We start from the raw sequence: 19,168 nt of genomic DNA, 5'->3' as shown, positions 1-19,168 counted from the left end.
CGCAGTTCCCGCATGGCGATCAGCGCAATGTTATGTCCAGCCATCCCAACGCATTGACGGTCACGCGGTCGCCATCGCCGACCAGAACCGTCGTGGTCTCGGCCTCGATGATCGCCGGACCGGCCAGCGAATGGCCGGGCTTGAGATCGTCGAGCGCATAGACCGGCACCTCGCGCCAGGCACTGAGCCAGGCCTGCCGCTTGCCGCGCGGCGCGCAGGGCACAGCTGACGCGGCCTGGCCGACATCGCCGCCGCCGCGCGCAACCTGGCCGACCGCGGCGACGCGGGCGTTGACGAACACCACCTCCTGCCCGCGCGAGGCATAGGTGTAGAGTTCCTCGTGGCGGCGATGGAAGCGGTCCTCGATCTGCGCCACAAGGTCGGCGGCGCCGAGATCGAGGTCGCTGAGCGGCACGTCGATCTCGAACACCTGCTCGCCGTAGCGCATCTCGGCCGAGCGCTCGATTGTCATATCGCCCTTGAACCAGTCGCGCAGCCGGCCGGCCGCCTGCTCCTCGAGTCCGGCGAACAGCGCCCGCACCTCATCGGCCGAAATCCGGCCCGTGCCGTAATGGGTGCGGCTGACCTCGTAACGCAAATCGCTGGTCAGCATGCCCCAGGCCGACAGCACGGAAGCAACCGTCGGCACGATGATGCGCTTGATCTCGAGCTCGCGCGCGACCTCGGCAGCATGCATCCCGGCCGCGCCGCCGAAGCTCAGCAGCGCGAAGCGCCTCGGATCGACGCCGCGGCGCAGCGTCATCAGGCGGATGCCGTCGGCCATCTTCAGATTGATCATCTTGTAGATGCCGGCGGCGGCCTCGATCCGCGACAGCTCCAGCGCTTCGGCGATCCGATCGACGGCCGCTTCCGACGCCGCACGATCGAGCGGCCGCGCGCCGCCCATGAAGGCGGCGGCATCGAGATAACCCAGCACGACATTGGCGTCGGTGACGGTGGCAGCTAGGCCGCCATTGCCGTAGCAGGCCGGGCCCGGCACCGAGCCTGCGCTCTCCGGGCCGACGCGCAGCGTGCGGCTACCGTCGACACCGGCGATCGAGCCGCCGCCGGCCGCGATGCTGGCGATATCGAGGCTGCGCAGCGCGATGCGCTGACCCGCCAGCATGCCGTCGGCCGACAGCGAGGCCTCGCCGTCTGCGATCAACGAAATGTCGGTCGAGGTGCCGCCCATGTCGAACGGCACGAGGTCGGGAATCCCAAGCATCTCCGCGCAGCGGCGGCTGCCGGAGATGCCGCCGGCCGGGCCCGACAGCACGGTGCCCGCAGCGAGCCGCGAGGCCTCTTCCACCGGCGCCATGCCGCCATGCGACAGCACTACGAACAGCGAGCCGGCAAAACCGGCCTCATGCAGGCTGCGCTCGAGATTGGTGAGATAGCGCCGTACCGTCGGCTCGACATAGGCATTCACGATCGTGGTCGAGACGCGCTCATATTCCTTGATCTGCGGCAGCACGTCGCTGGAGCGCGACACGCTGACATCGGGCAGCTCGCTGGCGAGCCGCTCGACCGCAGCGAGCTCATGCGCCGGGTTGAGATAAGCGTGCAGGAAGCAGACCGCGACCGAGTTCGCGCCCGATCGCTTCACCTCGGCGATGACATCGCCGAGGGCTGCGGCATCCAGCGCAACCGCGGCACTGCCGTCGGCCTTCAGCCGCTCGCGCACGCCAAAGCGGCGCTCGCGCGGCACCAGCGGCTCGGGCGGCGGCGTACGCAGATCATAGCGATCCGGCTTCAGCCCTTCGCGCATCTCGACGACGTCGCGATGGCCCTCGGTGGTCAACAGCGCAACCCTGGCGCCCTTGCGTTCCAGCAGCGCGTTGGTCGCAACCGTCGTGCCGTGCACCAGGCGATCGGTCGCAGCCAGCATCGCCGCGCGCGTCACGCCGAGGCGGCGCGCCAATTCTTCCAGTCCCGCCATGACACCGACCGACTGATCGGCCGGCGTGGACGGTGATTTCGCGAAAACGGTGCGTCCCGTTTGATCCGTGGCAACCAGGTCGGTGTAGGTGCCGCCGACGTCAACCCCAATCGTATACATCACTTGCCTATACCGCCTTCGAAACCAGACCCTGCGCGACGTCGCGCGCCCGCGCCTCCGCCGATCGCTTCTCTGATGGCCCCCAGCCGCCGCCACCGGACGAGCGGACCTCAAGGCAATCGCCGGGACGCAGCTCGATGCCGACCTCCTTGGTCTTCAGGACGCGCGGCGCGCGGCCATCCGACAAGAGACGATAATGATGCGGCTCGCCGTCCTTGCCGCCGAGCATGCCACAGGGACCGTGACGCGCGCCGTCGCCGGCGGTGTTGCCCTTGGCCGGCTTTGCCGTCTCCAGCACCATGTCGAGCGCGACGCCGAGCCCGCCGCGATGCTGGCCGTCGCCGCCGGAGTCCGGCCGGAATTCGTGCTGGCGGAAATGCAGGGGAAAGCGCACCTCGGCGACCTCGATGCTGCCGAACTTCAGGCCGCCGACCGAGTGCCACTCGCCGATCGAGGAATAGCCGTCGCCGCCGGGCGATGCGCCGCCGCCGGGCCGCGCCTGGAACATGTGCCAGATGAAGTTGCGCCCGTTACGCGGGTCTTCGCCCTGGATCGCGATGCGGAATCTCCGGCCCCAGCCGCCCATCACGCGGTCCGGACAGGAGGCCGACATCGCCTTGATGATCGCTTCGACGATCTCATTGGAGGGATGGCTGGTGCATAAGGTCACGGGACGGCCGGGATCGGCCCACACGATCGTGCCCTGCTTCGCCACCACCTTGAGCGGCCGCAGCGCGCCGGTGTTCTTGGGGATGTCGGCATCGATCAGATAGGCAAAGGCCATCGCGACCGCGGCCTGCATGTTGGCGTGCGAGGAGTTCACGAAACTGGTCGATTGCGGATCGGAGCCGGTGAGATCGACCTCGATGTCACTGCCCTTCTTGGTCACCTTGGCCGCGATCTTGATGTCGGTGCGGCCGTGGCCATCGTCGTCGAGCAGCGCCTCACCGTAGAACACGCCGTCCTTCCAGGAGGACACCACGGCGCGGGTCTGCTGCTCGGTGGCGTCGAGAATAGCCTCGATCGCGGCCTCGACCGTCTCGGCGCCGAACTCGCTGAACAGCTTTGACACGCGACGCTCGCCGAGATGCGCGGCACCCAGCATCGCGGCGAGGTCGCCGCGGAATTCCCGGGGGTTGCGGATGTTCAGCGCCAGCAGGTCGAGCAGATCCTCGCGCGGCTTGCCGGCCTCGTAGAGCTTGATCGGCGGAATGCGAATGCCTTCCTGATAGATCTCGGTGGCGGCCGGATTGTAGGCGCCGTGGGTGGCGCCGCCGATGTCGCTCTGATGCGCGCGCACGATGGTCCAGAGCAGCCGCTTACCGCCGTCGAACACCGGCACGAAGGCGGTGAGATCAGGCAGATGGTTGCCGCCCTGATAGGGATCGTTGAGCAGGATGACATCGCCCGGCGCGACGTCCTTGAAGCGTTCCTCGACCGCGAGTGTCGCCCACGGCAACGCGCCGACATGCACCGGGATGTGATCGGCCTGTGCGATCAGCCGACCGCCAGTGTCGCAGATCGCCAGCGAGAAATCGCGGCTGGAATTGAGGATCTGCGAATAGGAGGTGCGAAGCATGGCTTCGCCCATCTCCTTCACGATCGACGACAGGCGGTGCTGGACGACGGAGCGTGTGATTGGATCGATCTTGGCGGACATCTTGGCCCTTGTTGGCGCTGGGGGCTTGCGCAGGGAGGATCGGGGAACCCGGCCGGCCGGAACCGGAATTCCTTCTTATAGCCAGCGGCTTGCCGATCGCAAACCGGCCGGCTCGGTCGCAGCGGGTCAATCCGTCGATCAGCAAGTCGTGATCGAGAAGAAACCACCGGGCGACGGAATAGAACTCACGCTGCTGCGTCCCACCCATGCGAGCCGGCCCCGCGGCCGGACCGCTCGGGCTTCCCCGACAACCCCAGGGTAAACGTAGATGCTTCCTCGATCCTTCAGATCCGCTCTCGCGCCGCTCGGCGCGTCCGTCCTGCTCGCCTTTGTCGCCGCCGCGGCGTTCGCGCAAGACGCCCATCATCCGGCCCAGGCTGCGCAGTCGACTGAGGAGAGCGCCTTCCTCGCGGAAAACGATGCCGCGATGACCAAGATGATGAATGACATGGCCGCCAAGCCGAGCGGCGATATCGATCGCGACTTCGTTGCGATGATGACGCCGCATCATCAGGGCGCGATCGACATGGCCGTGATCGAGCTCCGCTACGGCAAGAACGAGCAACTGCGCCGGATCGCGCAGGAGATCATCGTCGAGCAGCAGCAGGAGATCGACGCCATGAAACTTGCGATCGGTGACCCGGTGACGGCATCCGCGCCCGCGCCGACACAACCGAGCCCGGCGCCCGCCGCGGCTCACGATCACATGAACATGTCCCACGGAATGAAGAACTAGGAGTTTTCGAACGATGAACCGTCAAGTCCTGAAGTGCCTGCTGGCCACGACCGTGCTGGCGATATCAAGCTCCGCCTTCGCCGGACAGGCGCCGGGCGCGGCATCCTCGCCCGACATTGCGATCAGCCATCACGACCGCGTCTATGCCGCCGAGCAGTTCTCGAACACGGTGTCGGTCACAGACCCGGTCGACAACAAGCTGCTCGGCGTGATCCGGCTCGGCGATCCGCAGCCCGGCAATTTCAGCCCGCTCTACAAAGGACAGGTGCTGGTTCACGGCATGGGCTACTCACCCGATCATCAAACCCTTGCGGTGGTGTCGATCGGCTCCAACTCGGTGACCTTCATCGACACAGCAACCAACACGGTCAAGCACACCACTTACGTCGGGCGCTCGCCGCACGAGGCCTTCTTCACGCCCGATGGCAACGAAGTCTGGGTCACGGTGCGCGGCGAGAACTACATCTCGGTGATCGACGCAAAGACGTTCAAGGAAACGATGCGGATCGAGGTGCCGGCCGGACCGGGCATGCAGATCTTCTCGCCGGACGGCAAGTACGGCTACATCTGCTCGTCGTTCAATCCGGAGACCGACGTGGTCTCGGTGGCCGATCACCAGATCGTGGCGAAGGTGAAGCAGGAAAGCCCGTTCTGCCCGAACATCGCGGCCACCCCGGATGGCGAGCAGGTGTGGTTCACGCTGAAGGATACCGGCAGGACGCAGGTGTTCAACGCCAAGCCGCCGTTCAATCCGATCAAGACCATCGAGACCGGCCCGATCACCAATCACGTCAATTTCGCGAAGACCTCCAAAGGCACCTTCGCCTATGTGACCATCGGCGGCACCAACCAGGTCAAGGTGTTTCGAACCGACGACTTCTCCGAGGTCGCGACCATTCCCGTGGGCAATCTCCCGCATGGCGTCTGGCCGTCCGGCGACGGCACAAGGATCTATGTTGGTCTCGAGAATGCCGATGCGTTGGCCGCGATCGACACCGCGACCAACAAGGTGATCGCCAACATCCCGATCGGCCAGGCACCCCAGGCGATCGCCTATGTGCCGAACGCCGCGCCGAATCCGGATGACCGCCAGAACCTGCAGGCGCTCGGCATCGCCGGCCAGGCCGCCCACCTCGCACTCGCGCCGAAGAAGAACGCCAAGGGCGACAAGCCACCGACCAGCGTCTCGCTGTTCGACCAGGGGCTGATCCAGGTGCTGCAGGCATCGGTCACCGGGCTCGAACCCAAGCAGCACTACGTGCTAGGATTGGCCGACCATGGCGATGGCACGGGATCGGTGGAGCCCCTGGCAGCCTTCATGACCAATCCCGCCGGCTCCGCCATCGTCAACGTCACCGGACCGATCCGCCAGATCGTGCAGAGCGCAGCCAAGGCCGAACGACGCTATCTCGTCATCACGTCAGGCGAACCGGCCAAGGTCGGCGCAGTCATCCAGGTGCAAACGCCATGAACGACATGCTGCGCCTGGTCGAGCCGCTGATACCCGCTTTGCGGCGGTATGCGCGGGCCCTGGTCCGCGATCACGCCGCGGCCGACGACCTCGTGCAGGACTGCCTCGAACGCGCCGTCATTCACTGGGAGCAGCGGCGGTCGGACAATCCGCGCCCGTGGCTGTTCGCGATCCTGCATAATCTCGCCATCAACCAGTTTCGCCGCGCAACGGGGCGCGGCGTCCATGTCGCGATCGACGAAACCAACGAGGATACATTCGGTCAGGAGGCGGAACAGGAGCATAAGGTGATGTATCGCGATGTCATGGCGAAGCTCGCGAGGCTTCCGCATGACCAGCGTGCAGTGCTGCTGCTCGTCGGCGTCGAGGACTTGTCCTATGCCGACGCCGCCAAGGTGCTGGGTGTGCCCATCGGCACGGTGATGTCGCGCCTGGCGCGCGCCCGCGAGCGGCTGCATCACGAGCTGGAGGGAACGTCAGGCCATCCGGAACATAATGTCGTGCAATTGCGGAACAGGACATGAGCAATCGACCCATTACCGAAGACGATCTGCACGCCTATGTGGATCGCGCGCTCGAACCGGAGCGCGAGGCCGAAGTCGGCGCCTATCTGGAGAAGCATCCTGATGTGGCCAGGCGAATAGAAGCCTACTCCGGTGAGCGTAACCTTTTGCGATCGGCATTGCTGCCGATTGCCGAGGAGCCGCTGCCGCCGCAGCTCAACCTCGCCAGGATGATCGAGAGCCGGCGCCGCCGTCCCTCGTCATGGCGCTGGGCCATCGCGGCCATGCTGATGATCTCGATCGGCGGCCTCGGCGGCTGGGTGATCCGTGGCGCGACACTGGCGCCAGCCGGCGGGATTGCAGCGCTCGCTGAGGAAGCGAGCGATTCCTACAAGGTGTACGCCTCCGATCGCACGCGGCCGGTCGAACTGCGCGACATCGCCGAGCTTGTGCAATGGGTCTCCAACCGGTTGCGTCAGCCGGTCAAGCTGCCGGACCTGACGAAGTCGGGCTATCGCTTCATGGGCGGACGCGTGGTGCCGACCGCGCACGGCCCTGCGGCGATGTTCATGTATGACGACGATCGGGGCGACCGGCTTGTGGTCCTGACCCGTCCGATGACGTCAGACAAGAACGCAGCGATGGCCCCGCATTCGGGCGGTGACGTGGCCGGCCTGTCCTGGGCTGACGATGGCACCGGCTACAGCCTCGTGGGGCCGCGCGGGCTCGATGCCTTGAAGCCGCTTGCCGACGAAATCCGCAAGCAGGCGCAGACGATCTAAAGCGTTTTCGAGCGAAGTGGACACCGGTTCGCGTGAAGAAAACGCGTCAAAACAAAAAACCAGAGCATCGGTCCTGATTCAATCAGAACCGATGCTCTAGGCCCTGGTGTAGATCAGGAACAACACGATCCCGATCACCAGCGCGCCCGCAATGAACAGCAGCACCGCCGGCAATCCGAACAGCGCCGCGACGCCGGCGGTGCTCGATTGCAGCAGCGCCGCGCCGAGGAAGAAGGCGAGATTGACCGACGACAGCGCCTTGCCGGTGTTCTGGGCGTCAACCAGTTGCCGCGTCATGCCGTAGATCAGCGGCTGCGCCGAGGTCGCGAGCCCGATCAGGATCAGCAGCACCAGATCATATTGCGACGGCATCACGGCAACGCCGAGCAGGTTGGAGAGCGGAAAATGCGGCGCGCCGGCCGCCATAAGCACGAGCAGCAGCGCGGCAACGGCATGCGTTGATGCCACCATGGCGCGGCGGTGCCCGAACTTGCGATCGAAGGCGCCGATGCAGACCGGTCCAACGATCATCGCCAGCGTGAACAGGCCGAGCACATTGCCGGCCTCGATGCGGCTCAACCCCTTCACATCCATCAGCCACGGCCCGCCCCACAAGCCGCGCAGCACCAGCGAGGCGCCGAGCGAGACCAGCGATAACGCGATCAATCCGCGCAGGCCGCGCGACAGGCCGAGCCGTAGCACCTCGGCCATCTGCTGCAGCGGCGAGGAATCGTCCGCATGCGCTGCCGGCTGCCGCGGCACCAGCGCGAACACCGCGATCAGCACCGCAATGCCGAAACCGGCCGAAACCCAGAAGCCGGCGCGCCAGCCGAACTGATCGACCACGAAGGCCAGCGGGCTCGCCGACAACAGCATGCCGATATTGCCGATCGAGAGGATCAGGCCGGACCACAGGCCGAACTTCGCCGCCGACATCTGCTTGGCCGCAAGCGTCATCGGGCAGATCAGCATGCCCGAGGTGGCGACGCCGAGCATCAGTTGTCCGAACACGAAGCTCGCGGGACCCATCGCAATCGCCGAGACCAGCGTTCCGACCACGGTACCGGCAAGCAGGCTGAGCGAGACCGGCCGCACGCCAAAACGGTCCATCGCGGCGCCGACCGGGATTTGCGAGGCAGCAAAGGAGAAATGATAGATCGAGGTGAGGCTCGCCAGCGCCTGCGGCGAGGTGCCGAAATCCCGTGCCATCAGATCGAGGCTGATCGCCGGGATCGTGCGCAGCAGCGTCGACAGCATGTGGCCGGAGGCCAACGCCAGAAGCGCAAGAACCAGGGCGCGGAAACCGATCCCCGCCTCTTCCTTCGTCACCACGCCATCCACGAATCGCCTCTTCCCCGAGCGCTTTCGGGAGGGCGTAACATTATTGGATGCAAGGTGCCAACTTTTGAGGCAGCGCAACTTTACCTCTCCCGCTTGCGGGGGAGGTCACATCGCATCGCCAGATGCGATGTGGGTGGGGGCTCTCTCCACCGAACGACTCGCGGAGAGAGCCCCCACCCCAACCCTCCCCCGCAAGCGGGAGAGGGAGCGCACCTAGCTCGCGGTTACACTTCGCCCTTACTGCTTATGGAACACCAGCGTGCGCAGCTCGATGCTCTCACGCGGCGCGGCATCCGCCGGCGTGGTCGGATCGACAAACGCCGTGTGCGGCCCAAAGCGGGTGCGGCCGTCGGTCGCCGAGTCGTAGCATTTCAGCAAGATCGCCTCGTCCGGCGTCATCTCGGGAATGTAGAACCAGCGATGGTTCGGATTGTACTTCACCGAATAGGTCTCGCCGCTGCGGTTCGGATAGATCAGGTCGGAGGCGATCAGATCCTCTGGCGCCACCGTGGCGCCGTCGGCCATCGCGAGCGGTGAATCGCGCAGCGGGCCACGGATCGGACGCCACAGATTGATCACCTGGACGCGGCCATTGACGAGCTCGTTGGCTTCATTGGGCAGATGCTCGAAGACGCGGTTGCGGCCGGAGATCGCGGTCTGGTCGACATGGACGCGGGTCGCGGGCTGGCGCGGTCCGCCGCCGCGGATATCAGCTGCACCCTCGACGCGCTTGCGCACAGTATGGTCGAAGATGAAGACGCGGTCCGCCTTCAGCGTCGCCTTCAGGAAGGCTTCGACGGCGGGGTAGTAGACGTTGCGGACTTCGTTGTCGTCGTAATAGTCCTTCACGCTGGTCGGATGCTTGACCAGCGCAAAGCCCTCGCGGTCGAGCGAGAAACTGTCGGCAATCAGGCGCCCGTCAAAGATCGGAACATTGTGGGCTTCGGGCAGCGCGGTGGATTTGGGCTCGCCGGGCGGCGGATCGAAAGCGTAGGTCCGGGGCTTGCCCGGCGTCGGCGCGAGATAGTTCAGTTCAGCGGTCACAAACGGCAGCGACTCGATGCGAGTTTGTTGAAGGCCCATGGTGATCTCCCGGACTCGATTGTTCGTCCGTTTGATCTTGGCAGCGCCGGTGGGTGCGGCAAGGCCGGCGCGAAAATAGCAATGTTGCGGTTTTGGAAGGCGCCGAATGGGGAAAATCCTTATCGGGCAGATGCCGCCCGACGAATGGATACTTTGGGATCACGGTTTCGTTAGCGGAGGTATCTGCTCACGGGGAGCGAGCGTGTAGCGAAACGGCGGCAGGCATCTCACCACGTCGTCCTGAGGTGCGAGCGCAGCGAGCCTCGAAGGATGCGTGGCCCCCGTCCGTGGCCGCCGACCCTTCGAGACGCCGCTTCGCGGCTCCTCAGGGTGACGGAACAGTCTGCGTCGCAAATTGTGCGTGATCACGCGTACCGCCTGTGCGGCCGCGCTACAACCCAGCGCCCTTCTCCACCGCCGCGGCGAAGGAGCGGTCGACGATGTCGGCGGCGTTGATCTTCTGCCGGATCAGGCCCCAGCGGTCGTAGAGATCGATGGTCTTCTGCTCGTCGGCCACCACGCCGTCGTCGATCGGCGCGATGCGGATCTTGGCCCGCGTCAGCCAGTTCAGCGGCACTGCGGGCGGAATGTTCATCAGCCTGCCCCAGGTCGCCGCGTACCCCTCGACATTGCTCTGCGACCAGGCGCGCGCGGCCGCCAGCCTGCGCACGAAATCCTCGAGCTGGGCGCGCTTGTCCTTGATCGCATCCGGCGTTGCGACCTGGAAGCCGAGGCCGGGCGTGATGCCGTCGGCCGTGATGACGCGGCGCGACTTGAACAGCACCTCCTCCTGGCTGACATAGGGCTCCCAGGTCGACCAGGCGTCGACCGAGCCTTGCGTGTAGGCGACCTTCGCATCCGACGGCGCGAGGAACACGATCTGCACGTCGGCCGCCTGCCATCCCTTCGCTTCCAGCGCCGCCAGGATCAGCTGATGGCCGATCGAGCCGCGGCCGGTCGCAATCTTCTTGCCGCGCAGATCGTCAAAGCTCTTGATCGAGGAGTTTTCAGGCACCACGACCGCAAGCCCGTCGCGCGACTGCCTGACAGCGGCGATCGCCTTGACCGGAATTTTGGCGGCGGCGGCAAAGGTGAATGGCGCGTCGCCGACCAGGCCGGTGTCGATCGCCCCCGCCCCGAGCGCCTCCAGCAGCGGCGCCGCCGCGGCGAACTCCTTCCATTCGATCTTGTAGGGAACATCCTTCAGCACGCCGGCTGCTTCCATCACGGCCTGCGAATTGCCCTTCTGGTCGCCGACGCGCAGCGTGGTCTGCGCGAAGGCCGCGTCGATGGCGGCGAGCGCAAGCGCTGCCGCGACAATGAGACGGATCATTCGGCCGCGATCCCCCGCTGCTGGTCGCGCGCTTCGATCAGCTTGCGGGTCAGCGGGATCAGCTCACGGCCGTAGTCGATGGCATCGACCAGCGGATCAAAGCCGCGGATCAGGAAGTGGCTGACGCCGAGGTCGTAATAGTCGGCGAACACCTCGGCGACCTGCTCGGGCGTGCCGACCAGCGCGGTGGTGTTGCTGTTGGCGCCGGTGAGCTTTGCGATCTCGGTCCACAGCCGCTTGTCGATCCGGGTGCCCTGATCGGCGAGCGCCAGCAACCGCTTGGCGCCATCGGTCGCGTGATTGGGGCGGCGGTAGCCGGTCTGGTCCTGCAGCGCGGTGGCGCGCTCGAGGATATGCTCCGCCTTCACCCACGCCTTCTCCTCGGTGTCGGCCAAGATCGGCCGCACCGACAGGCTGAAGCGCGGCGTCGGCCGGCCATGTCTAGCCGCAGCAGTGCGCACCCGCGCGGTGACGTCGCGCACCTGGGCGTAGGATTCACCCCACAGCGCGAAGGTATCCGCGTGCTTGCCGGCGACCTCGACCGCGGCGTCCGAGCCGCCGCCGACGAAGGTGTAGATGCCGCCCTTCTGCAACGGCTTCACCTGCGAGAAGCCGTTCTCGACGTTGTAATACTTGCCGCTGTAGTTGAACGGCTTCTCGCTGGTCCATTCCAGCCGCACCACGTCGAGGAATTCGCTGGTACGGGCGTAGCGCTCGTCCTTGTCGTCGAGCGTGTTGCCGTCCTGGCGCAGCTCGATCGCATTGCCGCCGGTGATGACGTGCAGCGAGACGCGGCCGCCATAGAATTGATCCAGCGTCGCCAACTGACGCGCCAACAGCGTCGGTGCGGTGAAGCCCGGGCGCTGCGCGATCATCACCTTCAGCTGCTTGGTGATGGTCAGGACATGCTGCGCGACCTGCAAGGCGTCCGGCGTCGTCGAGTGGAACGCCAGCAGCGCGCGATCGAAGCCGGCGAGCTCATGGGCCTTGGCGACCGTCTCGATATAGGGCGGATCGAGCACCGGGCCGGAGCGGACGATGGTCTCGGAGGCATTGTTGTTGGTGATGAAGCCGATGAACTCGACCGGCATGACGGGGAACTCCGTTGTTGTTGGCTGTTGTTTTCAGACGCCCAGCACGAAGCGTCCGGCGGAGACACGGGTGGCATCGTCTTGCGGGGTATGGACGCGGCCGCACAGCACGTCACGGCAATGCCGCTCCAGCGGATTGGTTCGCGACAGGCCGTGATTGCTGGTCAGCGACAAGGCATCCTCCACCACTGCTGCGGCGTTATTGGTCACCGTCAGCTTGATGATGTTAGACTCGATCGCGGAGAGCTGGAAGCCGTTATCGAAATCGGCGGCAAAGCTGTCGATCAGGCGGGCATTGACCGCAAGCCGCGCTTCAATCCCGCCGACGACCTCCTGCATGCGCGGCAATGTCGCCAGCGGCGCGCCGAGATTGGCGGGCACCCGCTCCTTCAGGAATTTGACCAGCCAGTCGCGGGCCGCACGGGCGATGCCGTCATAGATCGCGGCGACGAAGATCGCGTGCACGGTCGCATGAGTGACGTCAGGAACCTTCCAGTCGTCGGGCTTGCGGACGTCGATCTCGTAATCCAGCGGAAACACCACGTCGTCGAAGATCACGGTATGGCTGCCGCTGGCGCGCAGGCCGAGATGATCCCAGCTTTCCTCGATCCGCGTTCCGGGAAGCCCGGCGGGAACCAGAAACAGTCCGACACGGGTCTCCGGCTCGTCAGTCTTCGCCCAGACCGCGTACCATTTCAGGATCGGCGCACCGGTCGAATAGATCTTGCGGCCGGTCAGCCGCCAGCCGGTTTCGGTGCGACGCGCCGTGGTCGCCGGCAAGCCGCCGCGCGCCGGCGAGCCAAGCTCGGGCTCGACGCGCAACGCATTGATCAGCGCTACGCCCTCGACCGTCTCCTTGGCAAGCTTGCGCGACAGACGGGTAGGCCAGCGCGTGCTGCGCGCCATCACCAGATGCTGGATATAATGCATCGACAGCACAAGCGCGGTCGACGGATCGGCCTTGCCGATGATGCCGAGCACGCGGTTGGCGTCGCGGGCGCCCGCCCCGCCGCCGCCGAGCGCCGCGGGCACGGTCAGCGCCAGCAGGCCTTCGTGCGAAAGGTCAACGAAATTCTCGAACGGAAAGCTGGCGTCGCGATCGTGCGCCGGGGCACGCGCGGCAAACACCTCGGCGAGCCGCAACGCGCGCGCGATGTGCTCCGGCTCGTTCGCCGGCGGCAGCTCCCTCGCCGCTGTCGTCACCATGTCGCCTCCAGTCCGAGCAGGCCGAGGATCTGCTTGCGCAGCTCGGCCAGATAAGGATCGCCGCGATGCCGCGGGTATGGCCGGGCGACAGCGATGTCGGCCTTGATCCGCGCCGGCCGGTCGGAGAGCACGATGACGCGGTTGGCGAGCACCAGCGCTTCCTCGACATCATGGGTGACCAGCAGCGTGGTAAAGCCCTTGCGCTGCCACAGCGCCACAAGCTCGGACTGCATCGCGATCCGCGTCAACGAGTCGAGCTTGCCGAGCGGCTCGTCGAGCACGAGAATCTTCGGATCGTTGACCAGCGCGCGCGCCAGCGCCACACGTTGCGCCATACCGCCGGAAAGCTGGTGCGGATAGGCATTGCGGAACGACGACAGGCCGACCAGCTCGATCACGGCATCGACCCGATGCCGCTGCGCCTTCAGGATGCCCTGTGCCTCAAGCCCGAGCGCGACATTGTCCCAGACCGAGCGCCACGGAAACAGCGTCGGATCCTGGAACACGACGACGCGTGACGGATGCGGGCCGTTGATGCGAGCTTCATCCTCGCGCAGCGTGCCGCTGCGCGGCTTCTCGAGCCCTGCCACCAGCCGCAGCAAGGTCGACTTGCCGCAGCCCGACGGGCCGAGCAGCGCGACGAACTCGCCCGGCGCGATCGCGAGGTTGACATTGTCGAGCACGGGAAGCATCGCGCCATCGATGTCGAAGGCATGGCTGACGCTTTCGATGTCGAGTTCGGCGCCGACCGCCGGATAGGTGATCGCCTCGGTGGCGGATTGCATTACCATTTGACGACGCCCTTCTGCCAGACCAGCAGGCGGTCGCGGGTTCGGAACAGCAGCGTGATCGCGCCGGAGCAGAGCAGCGACATCACGATCAGCGCCGCATACATGTTGGCATAGGCCGCCCAGCCCTGCGCCCATTGCAGGTACCAGCCGAGCCCGGCCTTGACGCCGATCATCTCGGCGACAACGAGCACGGCAAAGGACGAGCCGAGCCCCATGAACAGGCCGACGAACACGTGCGGCAGCGCCGCAGGGATCGCGACCTTCAGCACCAGGAACGACGGCTTGGCGCCGAGCGTGCGCGCAACGTCGTAATACGCACTGCTGACGCTCGCCACGCCCGACCAGGTCAGCACCGTCACCGGGAAGCCTGTGGCAAGCGCGATCAGGAAGGTCGAGGCGCTCCAGCTCGACGGGAAGGTGAAGAAGGCGATCGGCAGCCAGGCGGTGGCCGGCAGCGGGCCGATGAAGCGCAGCACCGGATGCACCCAGTAACCGATCCTCTCGGACCAACCGATCGAGACGCCGGTGATGAAGCCGACGGTCGCGCCGATGACGTAGCCGCCGAGCTGCAGCTTGATCGAGGCGAACACGCTGTCCAGCAGTTTTGGCAGATCGTCGGTATAGACTTCCAGGATCGACTGCGGCGGCGGGAAGAACGGCAGCGGCAGCCAGGCGAATTTCGCGGTGGCGACCTCCCACAGCGTCACGAACGCGCCGAAGGCCACCAGCCAGGGCGCCCGCTTGCGCAGCGCCTGCCCGGCGCCGCCGAGATAATCGGCGGCAAATGTGCCGAACAGGATGAAGGCCGAGATGACGATCGCGCCGATGCCGAGCGACGAGGTCCGCGACCAGTCGCCGACATCCGGCCAATACAGGCACGACAGGCCGAAGGCGAGCCAGACGAGACTCGCCGCAAGGCCGACGCCATAGCTGCCGGAGAGGTTCGAGAACGTGACCGCGGCGCGCGGCGCGGCCGCGGCCGTCGCGTCAGACACTGAATACGTCGACATAGATCCGCTCCGCGAATTTGGCGGTGTCGGTGCTCTGCTTGAACACCTGCACCGATTTCAAATCGTCGGCGTAGCCCTTGAGCTCGCGCTTCAGCACCTCGCCGGTCGGGTGATGGTGATGGGTGTGGTAGCGCGCCATCGCCTCGAGATCGGCAAGGCTCGCCGCCTTCGGCGCGTAAGGCTGGAACGATTTCGCCGCCTTGTCCGGATTCTGCGAGGTGAACATCGCGGCATCGAGCAGCGCCTGGGTAATGGCGCGCGCGACGTGAGGCTCTTCCCGTACCAAACTGCCGCGCAGGCCGACGATGCAGCAGCTCTTGTCACGGTATTCGCCGTCGAGATTGGAGGCGACCTCCTTGTACTGCGCATCCTTCAGCCAGAGATAGGCCAGCGGGTCCGACGACAGGAAGGCCTGTACCTCGCCCTTCTCGACCGCGACATTGAGCAGGTTGCCGGGATAGGCGCGCCAGTCGACATCCTTGACCGGGTCGATGCCGAGCTTGGAAAGCTGGATCGAGAAGAAGTTCTTGTCGGGCCCGGCGAGATCGCCGACCGCGACGATCTTGCCCTTGAGGTCGGCGAGCTTGTCGACGCCGGAACTGGTGCGGGTCAGGACGCGCATGCAGCCGCCATGGGTGCCGGCGGCGATCTTGACGTCAAAGCCCTGCTCGAGCGGCTTCAGCCAGCGCAGCGCCATGCCGAGGCCGGCGTCGCTCTTGCCGGTGGCGATCGCCTCCAGCAGCTGGTCGGTCGAGCCGGAATAGTTGACGAGTTCGACGTCGAGATTCTGCCTCTGAAAGAAGCCATGGTCGATCGCGACCGGCAGCGGCGCGAGGCAGACCGCGCCGGCGTTCCAGGACAGCTTTAGCTTGCGTGGCGCGCCTGATAGCGGCGGCGCATCGGAGGCGGTCTTGCAGATCGGGAATTCCGAGAAGTCGATCGCCGACGCAATTGGTCGCGGCGCGAAGGCCTGCGCGCTATAGGCGCCGATCGGCGCGGCAAAGGCCGCGGCAGCACCTGCACGCAGCAATGTGCGGCGATCCATCACCGTCTTCTTGTTGTCGACAGACATGTTCACTCCTGCATTTCGGCAAGGCTCCGCCCCGCGCGCAAAACGTCGTCGTCTGCGCGCCCCGTCGTTCGAAGCTCATGGTTTTAGAAAAAGCGGATTTCTCCGGCGCTATTGCACTCAAAGCAACGCGCAAATGATGCGGCGCGACAAGTTCATCGTCAATGAAATGGAATTTCGAATGTTGTCGGCGCGGCAGCTGATATCTCCACGATCGCATCGCGCAACGATGAAAGGATTTTGCCGTTATCGCGACGCGCGACATGCGGCGTCGTCACCGCGACTGCACCAAATTTGAGCGTTTTGCGGGCGCATGCGCGATGTCTTCTACGCGCGGCACGCTTGACGAGATCATCCTTGTCGTGCGGGCGACGAATTCAGATTTCCGTTTCGTTGACGACGAACGGCTTGCTCATAGACTCGATCAAACGCTGCCGCGCGTTCCGCCGCGCAGCGAATGAATCGGAAAGAAAAGTCATATGCGCAAACTGACCCGCTCGGGCCCTCCTTCTACCTTCACCCGCCGCACCGCGGCCGCGCTGTTCGCGGCGGCGATCACGTTGTCCACATCGGCAGCGGCGTTCGCGACTGACGCGATCGTGGTGCGGGTCGGCGACCAGAAGGGTGGCAACCGCTCGCTGCTCGAGATCTCCGGCCTCGCCAAGGATTTGCCCTACAAGATCGAGTGGTCGGAATTTCCGGCAGCTGCCCCGATCCTGGAGGCGATCAATGCCGGCGCGCTCGACGTCGGCTACACCGGCGACCTGTCGTTCCTCACGGTCTATGCGTCGGGTGCGCCGATCAAGGCGATCGGCGGCACGCGCTCCGACGCGCGGACGCAGGCCATCCTGGTGCGCGGGGATTCGCCGATCAAGACGGCGGCCGATCTGAAGGGCAAGCGGCTCGCCGGCACGCGGGGCGGCTGGGGCCAGTTCCTGATCAATGCGACATTGGAAAAGGCCGGTAGCAGGATCGAGGACGCGACCTTCGCGCCGCTCGGGCCGGTCGACGCCAAGATCGCGCTGCTCGCCGGCTCGATCGATGCATGGGCGGTGTGGGAGCCCTACATCTCCTACGCGACGCTGAAGGACAACGCGCGGGTCGTCGCCGACGGCGAGGGACTGACGCCGACCATCACCTTCATCGTCGCCTCCGACAACGCGATCGCGACCAAGCGCGCGGCGGTGCAGGATCTGGTGCAGCGGCTCAACAAGGCGCGGCTGTGGTCGCTCGACCATGTCGCGGAATACGCAAAGAACACGGCCGAGCTGACCAAATTGCCGGAGGACGTGCTGCTCGCCGCCTACACCGCGCAGAAGACGTCGCCGATCGCAATCGACGAGGCCGTGGTGAAGGAAGTGCAGGCCGCATCCGATCGCGCCACACGCTACGGCATCATCGGCAAGACGCTCGACGTCAGCAAGGCCGTCGACCGCAGCTTCACGGCGGGCGCAAATTCGAACTAGCGCCTTCTTCACCTCCCCTTGAAAAGGGGAGGTCGGTTTGCGCAGCAAACCGGGTGGGGATCATGCCTCCGCAGACGCCGGCGTCCGTGGCGAGCAACCCCCACGCCGCCCTCCCCCTTTCAGGGGGAGGGAGTCTAGGCGGCGGTGCTCACCTCGCGGAGTGCCCCACCGCGCCCCACAATGGAGACCTCCGATGTCCGGCCCGCTCCATCTCGCACTAATCGTCACGGCACACCTGCTCTGCATGACCTTGTTGGTCGCATTGTCGGTTTGATAGCGTTCTCCCCGGGATCATGCCCAGGGAGAACAACAATGAACCTATCAATGAAACACCGCGTCGCCGTGGTCACCGGCGGCAGCAAGGGCATCGGCATCGCGGTGGCGCGGCGGTTTGCGGAATCCGGCGCCAAGGTCGCGATCCTCGCCCGCGGCGCCGCCGATCTCGCCGCGGCGCGCGAGGCTCTTGCCAAGGACGGCCTCGTGGTACGCGATTACGTCTGCGACGTCGCGAAGGCGGCCGACATCACCAAAGCCCATGACCAGATCGTCGCCGATCTCGGCAATATCGACGTGCTGGTCAACAACGCCGGCACGGCGCGCACGCTGGCCTTCGAGAGCATCAGCGACGAGGCCTGGCAGGAGGACCTCGACCTGAAACTGTTTGCCGCGATCCGATTCAGCCGGCTGGTGTGGGGCGGCATGAAGCAGCGCAAATGGGGCCGCATCATCAACGTGCTCAACACCTTCGCCAAGGCGCCGGCCGGCAATTCCGCGCCGACCTCGGTGTCGCGCGCCGCCGGCATGGCGCTGACCAAGGTGATGGCCAACGAAGGCGGCGAGCACAACATCCTGGTGAATGCGCTGCTGGTCGGCCTGATCATGAGCGATCAATGGGTCAAGCGGCATGCTGCCCAGGCGCCGGACACGGATTTCGGGGAGTTCGCCAAAGGCCTTGCCAAGGGCACGCCGCTCGGCCGCATCGGCACGGCGGAGGAGTTCGCCAACCTCGCCTGCTTCCTGGCCTCGGAGCAAGGCTCCTACATCACCGGTACCGCCATCAATGTCGATGGTGGCCGATCGCCGGTGGTCTAGAGCTCCGGTTCAGGTTCAACCAGAACCGAAGCTCCAGATTTTGCTTTGGCGCGTTTTCTTCACGCGAACCGGTGTCCACTTCGCTCGAAAACGCGGCTGGCAACCTACGGCAGGAAGCGACGGCTCAAAAGCAAAAGGCCTCCGTCACCGGAGGCCTTTCATCTTAAACCGCGTCCTTGGCGGCCTTGACCGGCCGTGCGCGGACGATCTTCCGGGCCGGCTTGGCCTTGAACATCATCTCTTCGCCGGTGAAGGGGTTGGTGCCCTTGCGCGCCTTGGTCGCAGGCTTCTTGACGACAACGAACTTCGCGAAGCCGGGGACGAGGAATACCCCGGCCTTCTTCAGCTCCTTGTGGCCGACATCGACAAGCGAGTCCAAGACGTTCTTGACGTCGCGCTTGGAGAGTTCGGTGGTGGTCGCGATCTTCTCGATCACTTGCGACTTCGACAATTGGGTAGCCATGGTTGCTCCATT

Annotated in this window: 18 protein-coding genes; 7 read left to right on the top strand and 11 right to left on the bottom strand. The window is 65.5% G+C overall.

What is annotated here, in order from left to right; all coding sequences use genetic code 11:
• Positions 1-19 precede the first annotated feature (19 nt).
• Together V5279_RS13125 and V5279_RS13120 are read right to left on the bottom strand one after the other, a co-directional pair.
• Entirely contained in the window at positions 20-2,059 is a 2,040-nt protein-coding gene (locus V5279_RS13125) for a hydantoinase/oxoprolinase family protein (protein ID WP_338701153.1), read from the bottom strand.
• 7 nt (positions 2,060-2,066) lie between these two features.
• Positions 2,067-3,719 (bottom strand): hydantoinase B/oxoprolinase family protein, encoded by a 1,653-nt coding sequence (locus tag V5279_RS13120; RefSeq protein WP_338697898.1) that lies wholly within the window; start codon positions 3,717-3,719, stop codon positions 2,067-2,069.
• 268 nt (positions 3,720-3,987) lie between these two features.
• Here V5279_RS13120 and V5279_RS13115 point away from each other — a divergent pair, with 268 nt between their 5' ends.
• Genes V5279_RS13115 through V5279_RS13100 form a run of 4 tightly spaced genes read left to right on the top strand, consistent with a single transcriptional unit; the run spans position 3,988 to position 7,211 of the window.
• A complete protein-coding gene (locus tag V5279_RS13115; protein WP_338697896.1) occupies positions 3,988-4,455 on the top strand; it encodes a DUF305 domain-containing protein in 468 nt (155 codons plus the stop codon).
• Positions 4,456-4,468: 13 nt separating this feature from the next.
• The gene (locus V5279_RS13110) at positions 4,469-5,926 is read left to right on the top strand and encodes a YncE family protein (RefSeq protein WP_166297970.1); all 1,458 of its coding nucleotides are present in this window, start codon (positions 4,469-4,471) and stop codon (positions 5,924-5,926) included.
• On the top strand, positions 5,923-6,450 hold the full coding sequence (locus V5279_RS13105; RefSeq protein WP_166297971.1) for an RNA polymerase sigma factor: 528 nt from the start codon (positions 5,923-5,925) through the stop codon (positions 6,448-6,450). Before V5279_RS13110 ends, V5279_RS13105 begins: the two co-directional genes overlap by 4 nt.
• Positions 6,447-7,211 carry an anti-sigma factor gene (locus V5279_RS13100; RefSeq protein ID WP_338697893.1) on the top strand — a complete coding sequence of 255 codons (765 nt, stop codon included), beginning with the start codon at positions 6,447-6,449 and terminating at the stop codon, positions 7,209-7,211. Before V5279_RS13105 ends, V5279_RS13100 begins: the two co-directional genes overlap by 4 nt.
• Before the next feature lie 96 nt (positions 7,212-7,307).
• Here the strand turns inward: V5279_RS13100 and V5279_RS13095 are convergent, their stop codons facing one another.
• The 8 genes from V5279_RS13095 to V5279_RS13060 all read right to left on the bottom strand — a co-directional run bounded on the left by V5279_RS13095 (position 7,308) and on the right by V5279_RS13060 (position 16,138).
• Entirely contained in the window at positions 7,308-8,543 is a 1,236-nt protein-coding gene (locus V5279_RS13095; protein ID WP_338701151.1) for an MFS transporter, read from the bottom strand.
• 246 nt (positions 8,544-8,789) lie between these two features.
• Positions 8,790-9,635 (bottom strand): CmcJ/NvfI family oxidoreductase, encoded by an 846-nt coding sequence (locus V5279_RS13090; RefSeq protein ID WP_166297974.1) that lies wholly within the window; start codon positions 9,633-9,635, stop codon positions 8,790-8,792.
• A 391-nt stretch (positions 9,636-10,026) separates the two neighbouring features.
• Positions 10,027-10,968 carry an ABC transporter substrate-binding protein gene (locus V5279_RS13085; RefSeq protein WP_338697889.1) on the bottom strand — a complete coding sequence of 314 codons (942 nt, stop codon included), beginning with the start codon at positions 10,966-10,968 and terminating at the stop codon, positions 10,027-10,029.
• Positions 10,965-12,059, bottom strand: coding sequence for an LLM class flavin-dependent oxidoreductase (locus tag V5279_RS13080; protein ID WP_338697887.1), 1,095 nt, complete (start codon positions 12,057-12,059; stop codon positions 10,965-10,967). Before V5279_RS13080 ends, V5279_RS13085 begins: the two co-directional genes overlap by 4 nt.
• Before the next feature lie 33 nt (positions 12,060-12,092).
• Entirely contained in the window at positions 12,093-13,265 is a 1,173-nt protein-coding gene (locus V5279_RS13075) for an acyl-CoA dehydrogenase family protein (RefSeq protein ID WP_338697885.1), read from the bottom strand.
• Entirely contained in the window at positions 13,259-14,050 is a 792-nt protein-coding gene (locus tag V5279_RS13070) for an ABC transporter ATP-binding protein (protein WP_338701149.1), read from the bottom strand. The genes V5279_RS13075 and V5279_RS13070 overlap by 7 nt, the downstream gene beginning before the upstream one ends.
• Entirely contained in the window at positions 14,050-15,066 is a 1,017-nt protein-coding gene (locus tag V5279_RS13065) for an ABC transporter permease (protein ID WP_338697883.1), read from the bottom strand. The genes V5279_RS13070 and V5279_RS13065 overlap by 1 nt, the downstream gene beginning before the upstream one ends.
• A complete protein-coding gene (locus V5279_RS13060) occupies positions 15,044-16,138 on the bottom strand; it encodes an ABC transporter substrate-binding protein (protein ID WP_338697881.1) in 1,095 nt (364 codons plus the stop codon). The genes V5279_RS13065 and V5279_RS13060 overlap by 23 nt, the downstream gene beginning before the upstream one ends.
• 260 nt (positions 16,139-16,398) lie before the next feature.
• On the opposite strand from V5279_RS13060, the gene V5279_RS13055 reads away from it, so the two are divergent.
• The 3 genes from V5279_RS13055 to V5279_RS13045 all read left to right on the top strand — a co-directional run bounded on the left by V5279_RS13055 (position 16,399) and on the right by V5279_RS13045 (position 18,693).
• Positions 16,399-16,596, top strand: a complete 198-nt coding sequence (locus V5279_RS13055; protein ID WP_338697879.1) for a hypothetical protein — start codon at positions 16,399-16,401, stop codon at positions 16,594-16,596.
• Between the two features lie 18 nt (positions 16,597-16,614).
• Positions 16,615-17,601, top strand: a complete 987-nt coding sequence (locus tag V5279_RS13050; protein ID WP_338697877.1) for an ABC transporter substrate-binding protein — start codon at positions 16,615-16,617, stop codon at positions 17,599-17,601.
• Positions 17,602-17,913: 312 nt separating this feature from the next.
• Positions 17,914-18,693 (top strand): SDR family oxidoreductase, encoded by a 780-nt coding sequence (locus V5279_RS13045; RefSeq protein ID WP_166297982.1) that lies wholly within the window; start codon positions 17,914-17,916, stop codon positions 18,691-18,693.
• Between the two features lie 163 nt (positions 18,694-18,856).
• Here V5279_RS13045 and V5279_RS13040 read toward each other — a convergent pair whose 3' ends face one another.
• On the bottom strand, positions 18,857-19,156 hold the full coding sequence (locus V5279_RS13040; RefSeq protein WP_021077434.1) for an HU family DNA-binding protein: 300 nt from the start codon (positions 19,154-19,156) through the stop codon (positions 18,857-18,859).
• Between the last annotated feature and the right edge of the window lie 12 nt (positions 19,157-19,168).

It is taken from the genome of Bradyrhizobium sp. 26S5 (genome assembly GCF_036923295.1).
GTDB classification, from domain to species: domain Bacteria; phylum Pseudomonadota; class Alphaproteobacteria; order Rhizobiales; family Xanthobacteraceae; genus Bradyrhizobium; species Bradyrhizobium septentrionale.
This window is presented reverse-complemented; position numbering and strand designations above follow the sequence as displayed.